Origin of the sequence: Paraburkholderia sp. A3BS-1L (genome assembly GCF_051125215.1) — a bacterium.
Classification (GTDB): domain Bacteria; phylum Pseudomonadota; class Gammaproteobacteria; order Burkholderiales; family Burkholderiaceae; genus Paraburkholderia.
Genome location: NZ_CP120442.1, coordinates 2,342,704 through 2,358,933 on the forward strand (window position 1 = coordinate 2,342,704; position 16,230 = coordinate 2,358,933).

General features: G+C 63.9%; 13 protein-coding genes and 1 other RNA gene. 8 read left to right on the forward strand and 6 right to left on the reverse strand.

Features of this window, described 5'->3' with window-relative positions; translation table 11 throughout:
* Positions 1 to 54: 54 nt before the first annotated feature.
* From pheA to gyrA, 4 genes are all read right to left on the reverse strand, one after another.
* Positions 55 to 1,137 (reverse strand): prephenate dehydratase, encoded by a 1,083-nt coding sequence (gene pheA, locus P5W99_RS10630; protein WP_434660647.1) that lies wholly within the window; start codon positions 1,135 to 1,137, stop codon positions 55 to 57.
* 62 nt (positions 1,138 to 1,199) lie between these two features.
* Complete coding sequence (serC, locus tag P5W99_RS10635) at positions 1,200 to 2,282, reverse strand: 3-phosphoserine/phosphohydroxythreonine transaminase (RefSeq protein WP_421024454.1); 1,083 nt, start codon at positions 2,280 to 2,282, stop codon at positions 1,200 to 1,202.
* A gap of 152 nt (positions 2,283 to 2,434) precedes the next feature.
* Positions 2,435 to 3,043 (reverse strand): DUF2059 domain-containing protein, encoded by a 609-nt coding sequence (locus P5W99_RS10640; RefSeq protein WP_421025249.1) that lies wholly within the window; start codon positions 3,041 to 3,043, stop codon positions 2,435 to 2,437.
* Between the two features lie 207 nt (positions 3,044 to 3,250).
* Positions 3,251 to 5,854: a DNA gyrase subunit A gene (gyrA, locus tag P5W99_RS10645; protein WP_434660649.1), complete on the reverse strand. Its 2,604-nt coding sequence runs from the start codon at positions 5,852 to 5,854 to the stop codon at positions 3,251 to 3,253.
* A 589-nt stretch (positions 5,855 to 6,443) separates the two neighbouring features.
* Between gyrA and ompA the strand changes: the two genes are divergently transcribed.
* The 4 genes from ompA (at position 6,444) to ssrA (ending at position 9,161) form a co-directional block, all read left to right on the forward strand.
* The gene (gene ompA / locus P5W99_RS10650; RefSeq protein ID WP_213293794.1) at positions 6,444 to 7,088 is read left to right on the forward strand and encodes an outer membrane protein OmpA; all 645 of its coding nucleotides are present in this window, start codon (positions 6,444 to 6,446) and stop codon (positions 7,086 to 7,088) included.
* Positions 7,089 to 7,269: 181 nt separating this feature from the next.
* The gene (ubiG, locus tag P5W99_RS10655; RefSeq protein WP_238467477.1) at positions 7,270 to 7,968 is read left to right on the forward strand and encodes a bifunctional 2-polyprenyl-6-hydroxyphenol methylase/3-demethylubiquinol 3-O-methyltransferase UbiG; all 699 of its coding nucleotides are present in this window, start codon (positions 7,270 to 7,272) and stop codon (positions 7,966 to 7,968) included.
* 24 nt (positions 7,969 to 7,992) lie between these two features.
* Positions 7,993 to 8,715, forward strand: coding sequence for an HAD-IA family hydrolase (locus P5W99_RS10660; RefSeq protein WP_434660651.1), 723 nt, complete (start codon positions 7,993 to 7,995; stop codon positions 8,713 to 8,715).
* A 76-nt stretch (positions 8,716 to 8,791) separates the two neighbouring features.
* Positions 8,792 to 9,161: a transfer-messenger RNA gene (gene ssrA, locus P5W99_RS10665) on the forward strand.
* A 133-nt stretch (positions 9,162 to 9,294) separates the two neighbouring features.
* Here the strand turns inward: ssrA and P5W99_RS10670 are convergent.
* On the reverse strand, positions 9,295 to 9,561 hold the full coding sequence (locus P5W99_RS10670) for a hypothetical protein (RefSeq protein ID WP_434660653.1): 267 nt from the start codon (positions 9,559 to 9,561) through the stop codon (positions 9,295 to 9,297).
* A gap of 125 nt (positions 9,562 to 9,686) precedes the next feature.
* Positions 9,687 to 10,766 carry a substrate-binding domain-containing protein gene (locus P5W99_RS10675; RefSeq protein WP_434660654.1) on the reverse strand — a complete coding sequence of 360 codons (1,080 nt, stop codon included), beginning with the start codon at positions 10,764 to 10,766 and terminating at the stop codon, positions 9,687 to 9,689.
* A gap of 131 nt (positions 10,767 to 10,897) precedes the next feature.
* Between P5W99_RS10675 and P5W99_RS10680 the strand changes: the two genes are divergently transcribed.
* From P5W99_RS10680 to P5W99_RS10695, 4 genes are read left to right on the forward strand one after another with little or no spacing between them, the layout of a single operon-like run.
* Complete coding sequence (locus P5W99_RS10680; RefSeq protein ID WP_434660656.1) at positions 10,898 to 11,419, forward strand: NAD(P)H-dependent oxidoreductase subunit E; 522 nt, start codon at positions 10,898 to 10,900, stop codon at positions 11,417 to 11,419.
* Complete coding sequence (locus P5W99_RS10685; RefSeq protein ID WP_434660657.1) at positions 11,416 to 12,981, forward strand: formate dehydrogenase beta subunit; 1,566 nt, start codon at positions 11,416 to 11,418, stop codon at positions 12,979 to 12,981. The genes P5W99_RS10680 and P5W99_RS10685 overlap by 4 nt, the downstream gene beginning before the upstream one ends.
* Positions 12,982 to 12,997: 16 nt before the next feature.
* Positions 12,998 to 15,934 (forward strand): formate dehydrogenase subunit alpha, encoded by a 2,937-nt coding sequence (gene fdhF / locus P5W99_RS10690; RefSeq protein WP_434660659.1) that lies wholly within the window; start codon positions 12,998 to 13,000, stop codon positions 15,932 to 15,934.
* A 4-nt stretch (positions 15,935 to 15,938) separates the two neighbouring features.
* Positions 15,939 to 16,196, forward strand: a complete 258-nt coding sequence (locus P5W99_RS10695) for a formate dehydrogenase subunit delta (protein ID WP_434660660.1) — start codon at positions 15,939 to 15,941, stop codon at positions 16,194 to 16,196.
* The last annotated feature ends 34 nt before the right edge of the window (positions 16,197 to 16,230 follow it).

Here is a 16,230-nt window from a genome sequence, read left to right on the forward strand (position 1 = left end):
TCGGCCGCCGCGCCGCGGAGGCACAACTGCGGCGAAACCGGGGCAAAAACGAACTTAGCGCGAACGCGGATACGAGCCGAGAATCTTCAGGAATGCGGCTTTCTTGCCCAACTCTTCGAGCGCGGCAGCCACGGCCGGCTCGTCGCGATGGCCTTCGAAGTCGATGTAGAAGTAGTACTCCCACGTACCGACGCGCGCCGGGCGCGACTCGAAGCGCGTCATCGACACGCCGTGGCGCGCGAGCGGTTCGAGCAGCTTGTAGACGGCGCCCGGCTCGTTCTTCACCGAGACGATCATCGAGGTCTGGTCGTGGCCCGACACGCCCGCCGGCTGCTTGCCGATCATCACGAAGCGCGTGCGGTTATGCGGGTCGTCCTGGATCAGCGCATTGGCGATCGCGAGGCCATAGTGCGTGGCCGCGCGTTCGCCGGCGATGGCCGCGATGGTCGGATCCTGCGCCGCGAGGCGCGCGGCCTCGGCGTTGCTCGATACGGCCTGGCGCTCCAGCTGCGGCGCGTTGACCGTGAGCCAGCGCTGGCACTGCGCCAGCGCCTGCGGGTGCGCGCACACGCGCGTCACGCCGTCGAGCGTGCCGCTTTGCGTCATCAGGTTGTGCTGGATCGGCAGCGCGATTTCCCCGCCGATCACGAGTTGCGTCTGCAGAAGCAGATCGAGCGTGCGCGACACCGCGCCTTCGGTCGAATTCTCGACCGGCGCGACGCCGAATTCCGCGGAGCCCGACTCGACCGAGCGAAAGACTTCGTCGATGGACAGGCACGGCATGCCCTCGATCGACTGACCGAAGTACGCGAACGTCGCCTGCTCGGAATAGGTGCCGACCGGGCCGAGATACGCCACCGAGATGGTCTTTTCGAGCGAGCGGCTCGCGGCCATGATCTCGCGCCAGATCGCGCTGATGTGATCGTTGCCGAGCGGACCTTCGCTCATGCTCTGCAGGCGCTCGATCACCTGGAGCTCGCGCTCCGGGCGGAATACGGGCGCATTGAAGTGCTTCTTGACCTCGCCCACTTCGAGCGCCACCGCCGCGCGTTGGTTCAGGAGCGCGATGAGCTGGGCATCGATCGCATCGATGCGCTCGCGCAGCGGCTTGAGTTGTGTGTTGAGTTCGTCGTCCATGCGTGAAACCGGCAATCTGAAAGGAGATGCGCGAGAGCGCGCTTGCGGGGCGTGAAACCCCGTCAGGCGTGCTTCGCCTCGAATTCCTTCATGTACTCGACCAGTGCCTTCACTGCTTCAAGGGGCACCGCGTTGTAAATCGACGCCCGCATGCCGCCGACGGACTTGTGGCCCTTCAGCTGCAGAAGCCCGCGCGCCTTCGCGCCGGCCAGGAAATCATCGTTACGTGTTTCATCGGCGAGGAAGAACGGGACGTTCATCCGCGAGCGCGCGCGTCGCTCCACCTTGTTGATGTAGAAGCTGCTCGCGTCGATCGTGTCGTAGAGCAGCTGCGCTTTTTCGATATTGCGCGCCTCGATGGCCGTGAGGCCGCCCTGGCGCTTGAGCCACTTGAATACGAGGCCCGCGATGTAAATCGCGTAAGTGGGGGGCGTGTTGAACATGGAGTTGTTCGCAGCAACGGTCTTCCACTCGAACGCCGACGGGCAAATGGGCATTGCGCGGTCCAGCAGGTCTTCGCGCACGATCACGACCGTCACGCCCGCCATGCCGATGTTCTTCTGCGCACCGCCGTAGAGCACGCCGTATTTGGCGAGGTCCATCGGGCGCGAAAGGATATGCGACGAGGCGTCGGCCACGAGCGGAATATCGCCCAGATCGGGAATCTCGAAGGTCTCCACGCCGTCGATCGTCTCGTTCGTGCACAGATGCACGTAGGCGGGATCGTTGGAGAGCTTCCACTCGCTCATCGCCGGCGCGTGCGTGAAGCCCGCTTCGGTGCGGCCCGTTGCTGCGATGTGCGCCGCGCCATACTTGAGCGCTTCCTTCTGCGACTTCTGCGACCACGAGCCCGTGATCACGAAGTCGGCGCGCGGCTTCGCGCCGAACAGGTTCAGCGGAACGATCGCGTTCTCGCCGATGCCGCCGCCTTGCAGAAACAGGATCTGGTGGCTTGCCGGCACCTGCATCAGTTCGCGCAGATCGAGCAGCGCCTCGCCGTGAATTTGCATGAATTCCGGGCCGCGATGGCTCATTTCCATCACGCTCATGCCACTGCCGTGCCAATCGAGCATTTCGTCGGCGGCCTGGCGGAGCACCTCTTCGGGCAATGCAGCCGGTCCGGCGGAGAAGTTGAAGACGCGCATCGTATGGGGATCCCCGAGGCAGACGCCACGGCCCCAGGCCGGTGCGCCAAAAAAATAATGGCCGCTTGTGCTTATCGCACAAACGGCCATTATCGCATTGTCGCCGGGAACCCGCCAACGCGGGCCTCCCGGGCAAGTGCGACAGGCGATGCTTACTTGGCCGGCTTGACCGAAGCGACTTCCTTGTCAGCCTGGTCGCGCGTGGCCTTGATCGACTGCGGCATGTACTTCTGCATCAGACCGTTGACGACGTCGCGGCCCACCTGGTCTTGAACCTGGATGAACTTGCGGCCGGTCGGGCTCTTGTAGAACGTGGTCAGGTCCTTGATTTCCGACGTGCTGTAGTACTTGGCATAAGCGTCGTACTGAGCTTGCATCGCGTCCTGCTTGAACGACTCCGTGGCGAAGACCTGGCCTGCCGAGTCAACCAGCTTCGGCACTGCGTTCTTCTGCAGCGTCGGGACGGAAGCTTGCTTCTGCTTGTCCGTCATCGTCTTGTTTTCCGACAGCGCGTCCGACAGGATTGCCGGGACGAGCTGCTTTGCCTGCATTTGCGCGCTGTTGCCGATTGCGCCGACGAGCTTCTGCGCATCGATCGCGTCCAGCAGGTCCTTGATCGCGGCTTGCTTGGCCGGATCGATCGGTGCTGCGGCAGCAGCCGGTGCCGCCGGAGCGGGCGCCTGGTTCTGAAGCGCTTGCGCCATGGCGAACGTCGGCACGAGAGCGGCCAGCAACATTACCTGCTTGAATCGTTTTTGCATCATTACTCCCTCTGAGAAAATAATCGAACTGCCTGCCGCGCAAACTGCGGGGGGCGCTCCGGAGCGTGCTTTGCGCGCCCGCCGCCCGATCCTGCAATTCACCCGGCACCATTCAGCACCGTTGGCCACTCAAAACACCGACGGCATCCTGATATGAAGAGGCCCGCTCGCGCGGGCCGCCTGGCCACATCAACCTGCACGCAAAACTTACTCTTCGCTTTCATCCTCGCCGTCAGCGATGTCGCCTTCGGCATCGGCCTCCGCGATCTGCTGCAGGCCAGAAAGCTTCGTGCCTTCGTCAAGGCTGATGAGTGTAACACCTTGCGTCGCACGGCCCATTTCACGGATCTCCGAGACGCGCGTGCGGATCAACACACCCGTGGTCGTGATCAGCATGATCTGGGCTTCCGGGTCCACGAGCGTAGCCGCCACCACCTTGCCGTTGCGCTCCGACGTCTGGATCGCGATCATGCCCTTCGTGCCGCGGCCGTGGCGTGTGTATTCGGTGATCGGCGTGCGTTTGCCGTAGCCGTTCTCGGTTGCCGTGAGCACCGACTGGTGCTCGTCTTCCGCCACGAGGAGCGCGATGACCTGCTGAGACTCCTCGAGCTGCATGCCGCGCACACCGCGCGCTTCGCGGCCCATCGGCCGCACGTCGTTTTCGTCGAAGCGCACTGCCTTGCCGGCGTCCGAGAACAGCATCACGTCGTGCGCGCCATCGGTGATGGCTGCGCCGATCAGGTAGTCACCCTCATCCAGGCCGACCGCAATAATACCCTTGCGCAGCGGGCGGCTGAATGCCTCGAGTGGCGTCTTCTTGACCGTACCGAGTGCAGTCGCCATAAACACGAACTTGTCCGCCGAGAACTCCTTCACCGGCAACACGACCGTGATCTTCTCGCCGTCCTGAAGCGGGAACATGTTGACAATCGGACGGCCGCGCGAGTTGCGCGAGCCCTGCGGCACTTCGTACACCTTGACCCAGTACACGCGGCCCCGATTCGAGAAGCACAGGATGTGGTCGTGCGTATTGGCGATGAAGAGCGTGTCGATCCAGTCGTCTTCCTTCATCGACGTGGCCTGCTTGCCGCGACCTCCGCGCTTTTGGGCGCGATATTCGGACAACGGCTGCGATTTCACGTAGCCCGCATGCGACATGGTCACCACCATGTCCTGGGGCGTGATCAGATCCTCGGTGTTCAGCTCGGTCGCGTTCATCTCGATCTTCGAGCGGCGGGCGTCGCCGAATTCGCTCTTGATCGCGGTGAGTTCGTCGGAGATCATGACCGTTACGCGCTCGGGACGCGCGAGGATGTCGAGCAAGTCGGCGATTTGCGCCATCACTTCGCGGTACTCGCCGATGATCTTGTCCTGCTCCAGGCCCGTGAGGCGCTGCAGCCGCATTTGCAGGATTTCCTGCGCCTGCGTATCGGACAGACGATAGAGGCCGTCGGTCTGCATGCCGTACTGCGGGTTCAGACCTTCGGGGCGATATGCGTCGCGGCCGCCCGCCGAGGCGTTCTCCTGCTCCGCGCGCGTGAGCATCTCGCGCACGAGCGACGAGTCCCACGGACGGTTCATCAACTCCTGCTTCGCGATCGGCGGCGTGGGCGCAGCCTTGATGATGGCGATGAATTCGTCGATGTTCGCAAGCGCAACTGCGAGGCCTTCGAGCACGTGGCCGCGTTCGCGCGCCTTGCGCAGTTCGTATACCGTGCGCCGCGTGAGCACTTCGCGGCGGTGCGACAGGAAATGCTCGAGCATTTCTTTCAGGTTCAGCAGCTTCGGCTGGTTGTCCACCAGCGCGACCATGTTCATGCCGAACGTGTCCTGCAGCTGCGTCGCCTTATACAGATTGTTGAGGATGACCTCGGGTACTTCGCCGCGCTTGAGCTCGATCACGACGCGCATGCCGCTCTTGTCCGACTCGTCGCGGATGTCGGAAATGCCTTCGAGCTTCTTTTCGTTGACGAGCTCGGCAATGCGCTCCAGCAACGAACGCTTGTTCACCTGATACGGCAGCTCGTCGACGATGATCGCCATGCGCTGGCCGCGGTCGATCTCTTCGAAGTGCGTGGCCGCGCGCATCACGACGCGCCCGCGCCCGGTGCGATAGCCGTCGCGCACGCCGGCGACGCCGTAGATGATGCCGGCGGTCGGGAAATCCGGTGCCGGAATGATTTCGATCAACTCATCGATCGTGGTCTGCGGATTCCTCAGCAGATGCTGGCAGGCATCGACCACTTCGTTGAGATTGTGCGGCGGAATATTCGTGGCCATGCCAACCGCGATGCCCGACGAACCGTTGATGAGCAGGTTCGGGATGCGCGCGGGCAGAATCTGCGGCTCGTTTTCGCTGCCGTCGTAGTTCGGCCCGAAATCGACGGTTTCCTTGTCGATGTCGGCGAGCAGTTCGTGGCCGATCTTCGCCATGCGGATTTCGGTGTAACGCATGGCCGCGGCGTTATCGCCGTCGATCGAGCCGAAGTTGCCCTGGCCGTCGACCAACATGTAGCGCAGCGAGAAGTCCTGCGCCATCCTGACGATGGTGTCATAGACAGCCGTGTCGCCGTGCGGGTGGTATTTACCGATCACGTCGCCGACGATACGCGCCGACTTCTTGTAAGCGCGGTTCCAGTCGTTGTTCAACTCGTGCATCGCGTACAGCACGCGCCGGTGCACGGGCTTCAGGCCATCACGCACATCCGGCAGCGCCCGCCCGACGATCACGCTCATCGCGTAGTCGAGATACGAGCGGCGCATTTCCTCCTCGAGGGAGATAGGCAGAGTCTCTTTGGCGAATTGATCCATTATCGATGTCGTTATCGGGCGCACGGGGCTGCCGGCAAGCCTGCCTGCCAGACAAACCGCGCAACGCGCCCTGCTGTCGCATGGACGCCGCAGACGCAGCGCAATCTTATGATTCTATCATGCGCGAGCCCCCTGCCCGCCGCCCCGGGGCTATCTACGTATACCTATTAGTGGGGCGAGCCCGAGCGGCTCAAAACGGCGCACAGCGATTCAAACGCGTCGTGTCGCGCTGGCAAATATCATGCGCGAATGAGATTCGCCCCCCCTGTTCGTGTGATAAAGCGCAGCGCCCTGAATCATGCACCTTGCACTCCTCCACCAACCAGGCACACTACCAGGAGATCGAGCGGGAACTTTTTGTTGCGGGTGTACCACATTCGACAAGCCCTGATGAAGGGGGGCGGATTTTTTTTATCGTCGGACGGGAACGATATGGCAAAATGCGAACGCACAAAGTTAGACACCGCTCGAAGTCTACACAAGACGTGTCTCACAACTCGCCAATGTTATACTTCGAGCAATGTATGACTAGTCTTCGTCATATGGCTCGCAGTAAACCTGCGGTAATCTCAATTTCGAGAGGAGAAATATGAATAAACTTTCAAAGCTCGCGTTCATTGCAGCTACCGCAGTTATGGCTGCATCCGCCCAAGCACAATCGGTGCCGGCGTCGCGACAAGCCGTCAATGACAACTGGGTGAATGGTACCGGCGAATACGTGTGGATGAACGGCACGAACGAGCTTTGCTGGCGCGATGCATTCTGGACGCCGGCCACCGCCAACGCAAAGTGCGATGGCGCCCTGGTCGCCCAGGCACCGCAGCCGCCGGTCGCTCCGCCGCCGGCCATCACGAGCCAGAAGATCACGTACCAAGCTGACGCCCTGTTCGACTTCGACAAGGCTGTCCTGAAGCCGGCTGGCAAGGAAAAGCTGGACGATCTGGCAAGCAAGACCCAGGCCCTGAACCTCGAAGTCATCGTTGCAACGGGTTACACCGACCGCATCGGCTCGGCTGCTTACAACGACCGTCTGTCGCTGCGCCGTGCGCAAGCCGTCAAGTCGTACCTGGTCAGCAAGGGCGTTCCGGCCGACCGTATCTACACGGAAGGCAAGGGCAAGCGCAACCCGGTTACGACTGGTTGCAACCAGAAGAACCACAAGCAACTCGTCGCCTGCCTCGCACCGGATCGCCGCGTGGAAGTCGAAGTTGTCGGCACGCAGAAGCAACAGTAATCTGCGAGCTGCGACAAGCAAGTCTCAAAGCCCCGCTTCGGCGGGGTTTTTTTATTTTCACCGTCTTTCCGGATATGAGCGGCCCAAGCATGGCAGCCCATTTTGCCGCCACAGCCCCCCGCCTATATACTCGGGGCTTACTTATTCTCCCCCGCCCTGGCGCACCAGCGGCCTCTCCGACATGACCAATGCCGATCCCCACGAGTTGCAGAAGTTCAGCGATCTTGCTCATCGCTGGTGGGACCCGAACGCCGAATTCAAGCCGCTGCACGAGCTGAACCCTATCCGCCTTGGCTGGATCGACAGCCATGCGCATTTGCCTGCAAAGCGCGTCCTCGATATCGGCTGCGGCGGCGGCATTCTGTCAGAGTCGATGGCGGGTCTCGGCGCAAATGTAAAGGGCATCGACCTCTCCAGCGAAGCGCTGGGCGTGGCGGACCTGCACAGCCTGGAAAGCGGCATCACGGTGGAATACGAGGAAATCGCGGCGGAAGCGATTGCGGCGCGCGAACCCGCTTCGTTCGACGTGGTCACCTGCATGGAGATGCTCGAGCACGTGCCAGAGCCCCTGAGCGTGGTCAAGGCCTGCGCGACGCTCGTGAAGCCGGGCGGCTGGGTGTTCTTCTCGACGCTCAACCGCAACGTGAAGTCGTATCTGCTTGCCGTGATCGGCGCAGAATACATCGCGCAGATGCTGCCCAAGGGCACGCACGACTACGCGCGCTTCATTCGCCCGTCGGAGCTCGCGGGCTTCGTGCGCGAAGCCGGCCTGCGCCCGGCCGAGATCAAGGGCATCACCTACAACCCGCTCACGCGACGTTTCGCGCTGTCAAACGACTCGAGCGTCAACTATATGATTGCCTGCCGGCGCGACGCCTGAAGCCATTGCCCGCCTCCTTCCGACATGACTCAGACTAAGCTTGAAAGAACGCCTGCGCCGGACTCCCGTGCGATGCTGGACACATGCGACGCCGTGCTGTTCGACTTCGACGGCACGCTAGCCGACACAGCGCCCGACCTCGCCGCCGCCATCAACCAGATGCGCCACGCGCGCGGCCTGGCGAGCGCACCCTACGAGAAACTGCGGCCGCTCGCCTCGGCGGGCGCGCGTGGCCTGATTGGCGGAGCGTTCGGCATCGGCCCCGACGACCGCGAGTTCGCGGCAATGCGCGAAGAGTTCCTCGCCAACTACGCCGCCAATTTGCGCGTCGAGACGGCGCTCTTTGCGGGCATCGACGCAGTGCTCGACGACCTCGACGCGCGTGGCGTGCGGTGGGGCATCGTCACCAACAAGGTCGCGCGGCTCACCGACCCGCTCGTCAAGCTGATGCATCTCGACACGCGCGCAGCCTGCGTAGTGAGCGGCGACACCACCCCCTACTCGAAGCCTCACCCCGCCCCGCTCCTGCATGCGGCGCAGGCGCTAGGCGTCGATGCAAGGCGGGTGGTCTATGTCGGCGACGACCTGCGCGACGTGCAGGCGGGCCACGCGGCCGGCATGGCGACGATCGCGGCGGCCTACGGCTACTGCGGCAACGTCGAACCACCGGCGCAATGGAATGCCGACTACCTGGCCGACACCGCTGCGGCGCTCCTCTCACTGCTTCAGAACGTGGGCCGAGGATAAGAAGATTGACGCACGCGCCCTTGATTCAGGGGCGGTTAGCCTCATCTTCCGAACTATGTGATAATTGTAGTTCCCCGGGGCCGACCTGGTTTCGACAGGGGTTATGAAGTAATCAGGGCATGCCGAGGACCCGTCACCTCGTTAATCAATGGGAAAAACGTAACTGCAAACGACGATACGTTCGCACTGGCAGCCTAAGGGCCGCCGTCCTCTGCCTGGCTCACTGACGGGCTAGCGTCGCAAGACCGGTAGCAATACCGCCAGAGGTCATATACGTCAGTTAAGCTCTGTCGGCGTCACGACGCCAGAGTCGAAAATCCAGTGAATCGCCGTAGCGCAGCGTGTTCGTCCGCGTCGCTGCGGTTAAATCAAATGACAGAACTACGCATGTAGAACTGGTTATGGACTGCTTCTGGACGCGGGTTCGATTCCCGCCGGCTCCACCAGATATCAAACAAAAACTCGCGGCAGCCCAAAAGCTTCGCGAGTTTTTGTTTCCAACGCCCGCTTTTTAACGGCGCGGCAGCGGCTACGGCAGCCGCCGTTGCGGCGCCTTCGCGCCGCCAGCCATCCCGCCACTTAATTATCCTGAGGGCACTGCAGGTTACAGCCGCTTGGGTCACCCATATCGCCCTTTCTGCGCGCCGCCGAGGGCTTGCCGTGCTGATACTTGTCCGAAGGTGCCGATGCCGCGAACGGCATTTGCGGATGCTCGTTGAGCTTGAATCCGTCAGATAGGATGCCGCCCGGCACGCCCGGCGAATTCTGCGCGAAAGCGATATCGGCGGTTGCAAATAGCGCTCCCGCTGCTGCGGCAGCGATACAAACATTAAGCAGGAATTTCATGGTCGATCAGTACGGACAAAGCGCATCAAAAACGGCGCGTTAAAAACAGTGGTGCAATAGCGGTCCAAAGTATCACAAAAAGCGGCGGACTCTGCAGCGCCAATCGACCGCGATGTTGCTTCGTATTACACAACCCGCCCCGACCAGCCCACCCCAAGCGGCACGATCGCTCCACATTCTCCCGGATCGTAGCCCTCCAGCTGCGCCACGGACTGGCGAAACGGCGCGCTGCGCAACAACTGCAGCACGCTCGCCAATGGCTCACGCTCCAGTTGGGCGCGCTCGCACGCGAAATAGTAGTCTTCGTCGGCGATCGGGATGAAATCGAGGCCGAAATGGTGCGCCGCCGGCTCCACGCCGAAACCCACGTCGGCCATGCCGCTCGCGACAAACGCCGCAATCGCCGAATGGGTGAGTTCCGCTGACGCATAGCCGTTCACGCGCTCCGGGTCGACGCCCACGCGCGTGAGCAGCAGATCGATCAACAAACGCGTGCCCGAGCCCGGCTGCCGGTTCACGAAGCGAATGTCGCCACGCGACAGGTCGGCGAGGCCGGCGATCCCGCGCGGGTTGCCGCGACCGACGAAGAGGCCCTGCTTGCGGCGCGTGAGGTGGATCAGCACGTGGCGCTGCGGATCGAGCCAGTTGCGGTAGGCGTCGGCGCAGGCTTCGCGAAAATCGCTACGCGGAAGATGAAAGCCGGCCAGATCGCATTCGCCGCGCGCGAGCGCCGTGATGGCGTCGGCGCTATCGCGATATTTGATCTCCACGGGCACCTGGTCGGCGACGAGCGCCGTGACCAGCGCCGCCACCGCGTAGCCATGCGAGGCGTGGATACGCAGGTCCTGCGCGTCGGGCGCGAGCCAGCGGTTCAGATCGCTCGCCACTTCGCTCGCGAGCGCCTGAAGGTTACCGGACAGGCGCTCCGTGCACAGACGCTGCGAGCGCAGCACCGCTTCGCCCAGTTCCGAAAGCACGGAGCCGCGCCCGCGCGCCTTGGCGATCAGCGCGCCGCCCAGGCGCTCCTCCAGATCGCGCAGCAGTCCCCACGCGTGACGATAGGACAAACCCTTACGCTGCGCGGCCTGCGCAATGCTGCCCTCTTCAGCGACGAGCGCGAGGAGCGGCACCACGTCCGTCAGACTGGCCTCCCGGCCCTGTACGTCGCGCACTACCAGTTGCGCCTGACATTCGACCTTGATCATTATGAAATCTCGTTTCCTATTGCGCCGCCCTTCTTACGGGCCTATTGTTCGTCCATACAAGAAAACAACCCCAGCATAGATGCGCACTTTATGAATAGCAAGCGCATATATGCCTCCACAGGAGCTCTACAGTGGACGAGACAACCGCAAGCGCGCCCGACGCCCTCGTGCAGCGCCATGCCCAACCGGGCCGCACCCTGCTCGCAATCCTCCATGCGATCCAGGACGAAGCCGGCTTCGTGCCGTCCGCCACGGTCGCCCCGCTCGCGAAGGCGCTGAACCTTTCGCGCGCCGAAGTGCACGGCGTCATCACCTATTACCACCACTTCCGCACCGCGCCGCCCGCGCCCGTGGTTGTGCAGCTGTGTCGTGCCGAGGCATGCCGCAGCATGGGCAGCGAAGCGCTCGCGCAGCACGCCGAGTCGCATACCGGCTGCCGCTTCAAGCAGCACGGCCACACCAGCGAGCACGCGCACGACCATACGCCCGCCGGCGAAGTGGAATTGGAGGCAGTCTACTGCCTCGGCCAGTGCGCGCTCTCGCCCGCCATGATGATCAACGGCACGCTGCATGCACGCGTGACCCCGCAGAAGTTCGACGCGTTGCTGGCAAAAGCGGTGGCCGCCGTCGCCCATACCGAGGAGGCCGTATGACGCGCATCTATGTTCCCCGCGATTCGTCGGCGCTCGCGCTCGGCGCCGACGAGATCGCCGCCGCCATCCAGCGCGAAGCCGCTGCACGCGGCGCGGCCATCGAGCTCGTGCGCAACGGCTCGCGCGGCCTGCTGTATCTCGAACCGCTCGTCGAGGTCGAAACGCCCGATGGGCGCGTCGGCTATGCGAACGTCGAAGAAGACGACGTCGCAAGCCTCTTCGACGCGGGCTTCCTGCAAGGCGCGCAACATGCGCGCTCGGTCGGCCTCGTCGAGCAGATTCCGTATCTGCTCAAGCAGCAGCGCCTCACCTTCGCCCGCATCGGCATCACCGATCCGCTCTCGACTGACGATTACGTCGCGCATGGCGGGCTCGAAGGCCTGCGCCAGGCGCTCACGATGAGCGGCGCCGACGTCTGCGCAGCACTGATCGAATCGGGTCTGCGCGGACGTGGCGGCGCGGCATTCCCCGCCGGCATCAAGTGGCGCACCGTCGCCCAGGCCCAGGCGGACCAGAAGTACATCGTCTGCAATGCAGACGAAGGCGACTCGGGCACGTTCTCCGACCGCCTCGTGATGGAAAGCGACCCGTACGTGCTGATCGAAGGCATGACGATCGCCGGGATCGCCGTGGGCGCCACCGTCGGCCATATCTACGTGCGCAGCGAGTATCCGCATTCGATCGCCGCGCTCGAAGAAGCGATCGCCCGCGCACGCGCCAAGGGCTGGCTCGGCGACGACGTGCTCGGCAGCGGCAAGCGCTTCGACCTGTTCGTCGCGAAGGGCGCGGGCGCCTACGTCTGCGGCGAGGAAACCGCGCTGCTCGAATCGCTCGAAGGCAAGCGCGGCATCGTGCGCGCGAAGCCGCCGCTGCCCGCGCTCGCCGGCCTCTACGGCAAGCCGACGGTCATCAACAACGTCATCACGCTCGCCACGGTGCCGATCATCTTCGCGAAGGGCGCGGCGTACTACAAGGACTTCGGCATGGGCCGCTCGCGCGGCACCCTGCCGTTCCAGCTCGCGGGCAATATCGCGCGCGGCGGGCTCGTGGAGCTCGCGTTCGGCGTGACGCTGCGCGAGCTGATGGTTGACTACGGCGGCGGCACCGCCAGCGGCCGCCCCGCGCGCGCCGTGCAGGTGGGCGGCCCGCTCGGCACCTATTTGCCCGAGAGCCAATGGGATATTCCCATGGACTACGAAGCGTATGCGGCAGTTGGCGCGGTGGTCGGTCACGGCGGGCTCGTCGTGCACGACGACACCGCGAACCTCGCCGGGCTCGCCCAGTACGCGATGGAGTTCTGCGCGCTCGAATCGTGCGGAAAGTGCACGCCGTGCCGCATCGGCTCGACGCGCGGCGTCGAGGTAATCGCGAAGATCCGCAATGGCGACACCTCCGGGAAGCAAGTCACGCTGCTGCGCGATCTGTGCGACACGATGGTGTCCGGGTCGCTTTGCGCGATGGGCGGCATGACGCCCTACCCCGTGATTTCCGCGCTCAACTTTTTCCCCGAAGATTTCGGTCTTGAACCTGTCCAGCCAGCCGCCAGCGCGGCGGCCGCCTGAACGAGGAGCCACCACCATGTCCGACACGCTCATGCCCCAAGCCGGCGGCTGCGGCTCCGGCAACTGCGCCTGCAAATCGGCAGCGATGAAGCAACGCTCGCCCTTCGACGACACCGATTTCGGCACGCCGCTGCGCCACGCCGATGTGGACGTCACGCTCGAAATCGACGGCCAGTCCGTGACGGTGCCCGCGGGCACCTCCGTCATGCGTGCCGCGGTAGAAGCGGGCATCAACGTGCCCAAGCTGTGCGCTACCGACTCGCTCGAACCGTTCGGCTCGTGCCGCCTGTGCCTCGTCGAAATCGAAGGCCGGCGCGGCTATCCCGCTTCGTGCACGACACCGGTGGAAGCCGGCATGAAGGTGCGCACGCAAAGCGACCCGCTGCACAAGCTGCGCCGCAACGTGATGGAGCTTTACATCTCCGATCACCCGCTCGACTGTCTCACCTGCCCCGCCAACGGCAATTGCGAACTGCAGGACATGGCGGGCGTCACGGGCCTGCGCGAAGTGCGCTACGGCTTTGACGGCGCGAACCACCTCAAGGACAAGAAGGACGAGTCGAATCCGTACTTCACCTACGATCCGTCGAAGTGCATCGTCTGCAATCGCTGCGTGCGTGCGTGCGAAGAAACCCAGGGCACGTTCGCGCTGACCATTTCCGGACGCGGCTTCGAATCGCGCGTCGCCGCGGGTGCGGGCGAATCGTTCATGGATTCGGAGTGCGTTTCGTGCGGCGCCTGCGTGGCCGCCTGCCCAACCGCGACGCTGCAGGAGAAGTCGATCGTCATGCTCGGCCAGGCCGAGCACTCGGTCGTGACGACCTGCGCATATTGCGGCGTGGGCTGCTCGTTCAAGGCCGAAATGAAGGGCAACGAAGTGGTGCGCATGGTGCCGCACAAGAACGGCCAGGCGAACGAAGGCCACGCCTGCGTGAAGGGCCGCTTCGCGTGGGGCTATGCCACCCACAAGGACCGCATCAAGAAGCCGATGATTCGCGCGAAGATCACCGATCCGTGGCGCGAAGTGAGCTGGGACGAAGCGATCAAATACGCCGCGAGCGAGTTCCGCCGCATCCAGGACAAGTTCGGGCGCGATTCGATCGGCGGCATCACGTCGTCGCGCTGCACGAATGAAGAAACCTATCTCGTGCAGAAACTCGTGCGCGCCGCGTTCGGCAACAACAACGTCGACACCTGCGCACGCGTGTGCCACTCGCCCACCGGCTACGGCCTGAAGACCACGCTTGGCGAGTCGGCGGGCACGCAGACTTTCGCGTCGGTCGATTACTCGGACGTGATCATGGTGATCGGCGCGAACCCGACCGACGGCCACCCGGTGTTCGGCTCGCGCCTGAAGCGCCGCGTGCGCGAGGGCGCGAAGCTGATCGTCGTCGATCCGCGCCAGATCGACATCGTCGATACCGCGCACGTGAGGGCCGAGCATCATCTGCAACTGCGCCCGGGCACCAATGTCGCGATCGTCAATGCGCTCGCGCACGTGATCGTCACCGAAGGCCTCGTGGACGAGGCGTTCGTGGCCGAGCGCTGCGAGACGCGCGCGTTCGAGCAGTGGCGCGATTTCGTCGCGCTGCCCGAGAACTCGCCGGAATCCATGGCCGAAGTCACCGGCGTGCCGGCCGAGCAAGTGCGCGCCGCCGCCCGCCTCTACGCACGCAAAGGCAACTCTGCGATCTACTACGGCCTCGGCGTGACCGAACATGCGCAGGGCTCGACCATGGTGATGGGCATCGCGAACCTCGCGATGGCGACGGGCAACATCGGCCGCGAAGGCGTGGGCGTGAATCCGCTGCGCGGCCAGAACAACGTGCAGGGTTCGTGCGATATGGGTTCGTTCCCGCACGAGCTGCCGGGCTACCGCCACGTGAGCGACACGGTAGTGCGCAACGAGTTCGAGAGCGCCTGGAACGTCGCGCTGCAAAGCGAGCCGGGCCTGCGCATTCCGAACATGTTCGACGCGGCGATGGACGGCACCTTCATGGGCCTCTACTGCCAGGGCGAGGACATCGTCCAGTCGGATCCGAACACCCAGCACGTGGCGGCGGCGCTGTCGTCGATGGAATGCATCGTCGTGCAGGACATCTTCCTGAACGAAACCGCAAAATACGCGCACGTGCTGCTGCCGGGCTCGTCGTTCCTCGAAAAGGACGGCACCTTCACCAACGCCGAGCGCCGCATCTCGCGCGTGCGCAAGGTGATGCCGCCGGTGGCCGGCTACGCGGACTGGGAAGTGACGATCCTGCTCTCCCGCGCGCTCGGCTACGAGATGGACTACACGCACCCGTCGCAGATCATGGACGAGATCGCGCGTCTCACGCCGACCTTCCACGGCGTCTCGTACAAGAAGCTCGACGAAATGGGCAGCATCCAGTGGCCCTGCAATGAAGAAGCGCCCGAAGGCACGCCGATCATGCACATCGACGAGTTCGTGCGCGGCAAGGGCAAGTTCGTGATCACGAAGTTCATCGCCTCGCCGGAAAAGGTCACGCGGCGCTTCCCGCTGCTGCTCACGACGGGCCGCATCCTCTCGCAGTACAACGTGGGCGCGCAGACGCGCCGTACCGAGAACTCGCGCTGGCACGAGGAGGACCGGCTGGAGATTCATCCGGTCGATGCCGACGACCGCGGCATTCGCGACGGCGACTGGGTGGGCATCGAATCGCGCGCGGGGCATACCGTGCTGCGCGCGAAGGTGAGCACGCGCATGCAGCCGGGTGTGGTCTACACGACGTTCCACTTCCCCGAATCGGGCGCGAACGTGATCACCACGGACGCCTCGGACTGGGCCACGAACTGTCCCGAGTACAAGGTGACCGCCGTGCAGGTGAGCCACGTGCAGCAGCCGTCGGAATGGCAGCGCGAGTACTCGCGCTTCAACACGACCCAGCTCGAGTTGCTGAGCAAGCGCGAACCGCTGGCCACTTCAGGGAAATAAGGCGATGAAAGCAGACCACCTGATCGAAATGGCGAACCAGATCGGCAGTTTCTTCGACTCGCTGCCCGATCGCGATGAAGCGCTCACGGGCATCGCCGAGCACATCCGCAAGTTCTGGGAGCCGCGCATGCGCCGCACGCTGCTGGCGGCGCTCGACGGCGCGGCCGCCGATGCGGGGGCCCGGGAAGCCGGCTTCACCGAGATCGTGGCCGCCGCGCTCACGCGGCATCGCGACTCGCTCACGCCCGCAGCGGCGGCTTGATCGCAGCGCTGTATGAAGAGCGGGGCGAAGCGCG

Bases quoted from the DNA above. Each gene is read 5' to 3' on its own strand.
- pheA (WP_434660647.1), bottom strand. From the start codon at position 1,137: ATGGACGACGAACTCAACACACAACTCAAGCCGCTGCGCGAGCGCATC.
- serC (WP_421024454.1), bottom strand. From the start codon at position 2,282: ATGCGCGTCTTCAACTTCTCCGCCGGACCGGCTGCATTGCCCGAAGAG.
- P5W99_RS10640 (WP_421025249.1), bottom strand. From the start codon at position 3,043: ATGCAAAAACGATTCAAGCAGGTAATGTTGCTGGCCGCTCTCGTGCCG.
- gyrA (WP_434660649.1), bottom strand. From the start codon at position 5,854: ATGGATCAATTCGCCAAAGAGACTCTGCCTATCTCCCTCGAGGAGGAA.
- ompA (WP_213293794.1), top strand. From the start codon at position 6,444: ATGAATAAACTTTCAAAGCTCGCGTTCATTGCAGCTACCGCAGTTATG.
- ubiG (WP_238467477.1), top strand. From the start codon at position 7,270: ATGACCAATGCCGATCCCCACGAGTTGCAGAAGTTCAGCGATCTTGCT.
- P5W99_RS10660 (WP_434660651.1), top strand. From the start codon at position 7,993: ATGACTCAGACTAAGCTTGAAAGAACGCCTGCGCCGGACTCCCGTGCG.
- P5W99_RS10670 (WP_434660653.1), bottom strand. From the start codon at position 9,561: ATGAAATTCCTGCTTAATGTTTGTATCGCTGCCGCAGCAGCGGGAGCG.
- P5W99_RS10675 (WP_434660654.1), bottom strand. From the start codon at position 10,766: ATGATCAAGGTCGAATGTCAGGCGCAACTGGTAGTGCGCGACGTACAG.
- P5W99_RS10685 (WP_434660657.1), top strand. From the start codon at position 11,416: ATGACGCGCATCTATGTTCCCCGCGATTCGTCGGCGCTCGCGCTCGGC.
- fdhF (WP_434660659.1), top strand. From the start codon at position 12,998: ATGTCCGACACGCTCATGCCCCAAGCCGGCGGCTGCGGCTCCGGCAAC.
- P5W99_RS10695 (WP_434660660.1), top strand. From the start codon at position 15,939: ATGAAAGCAGACCACCTGATCGAAATGGCGAACCAGATCGGCAGTTTC.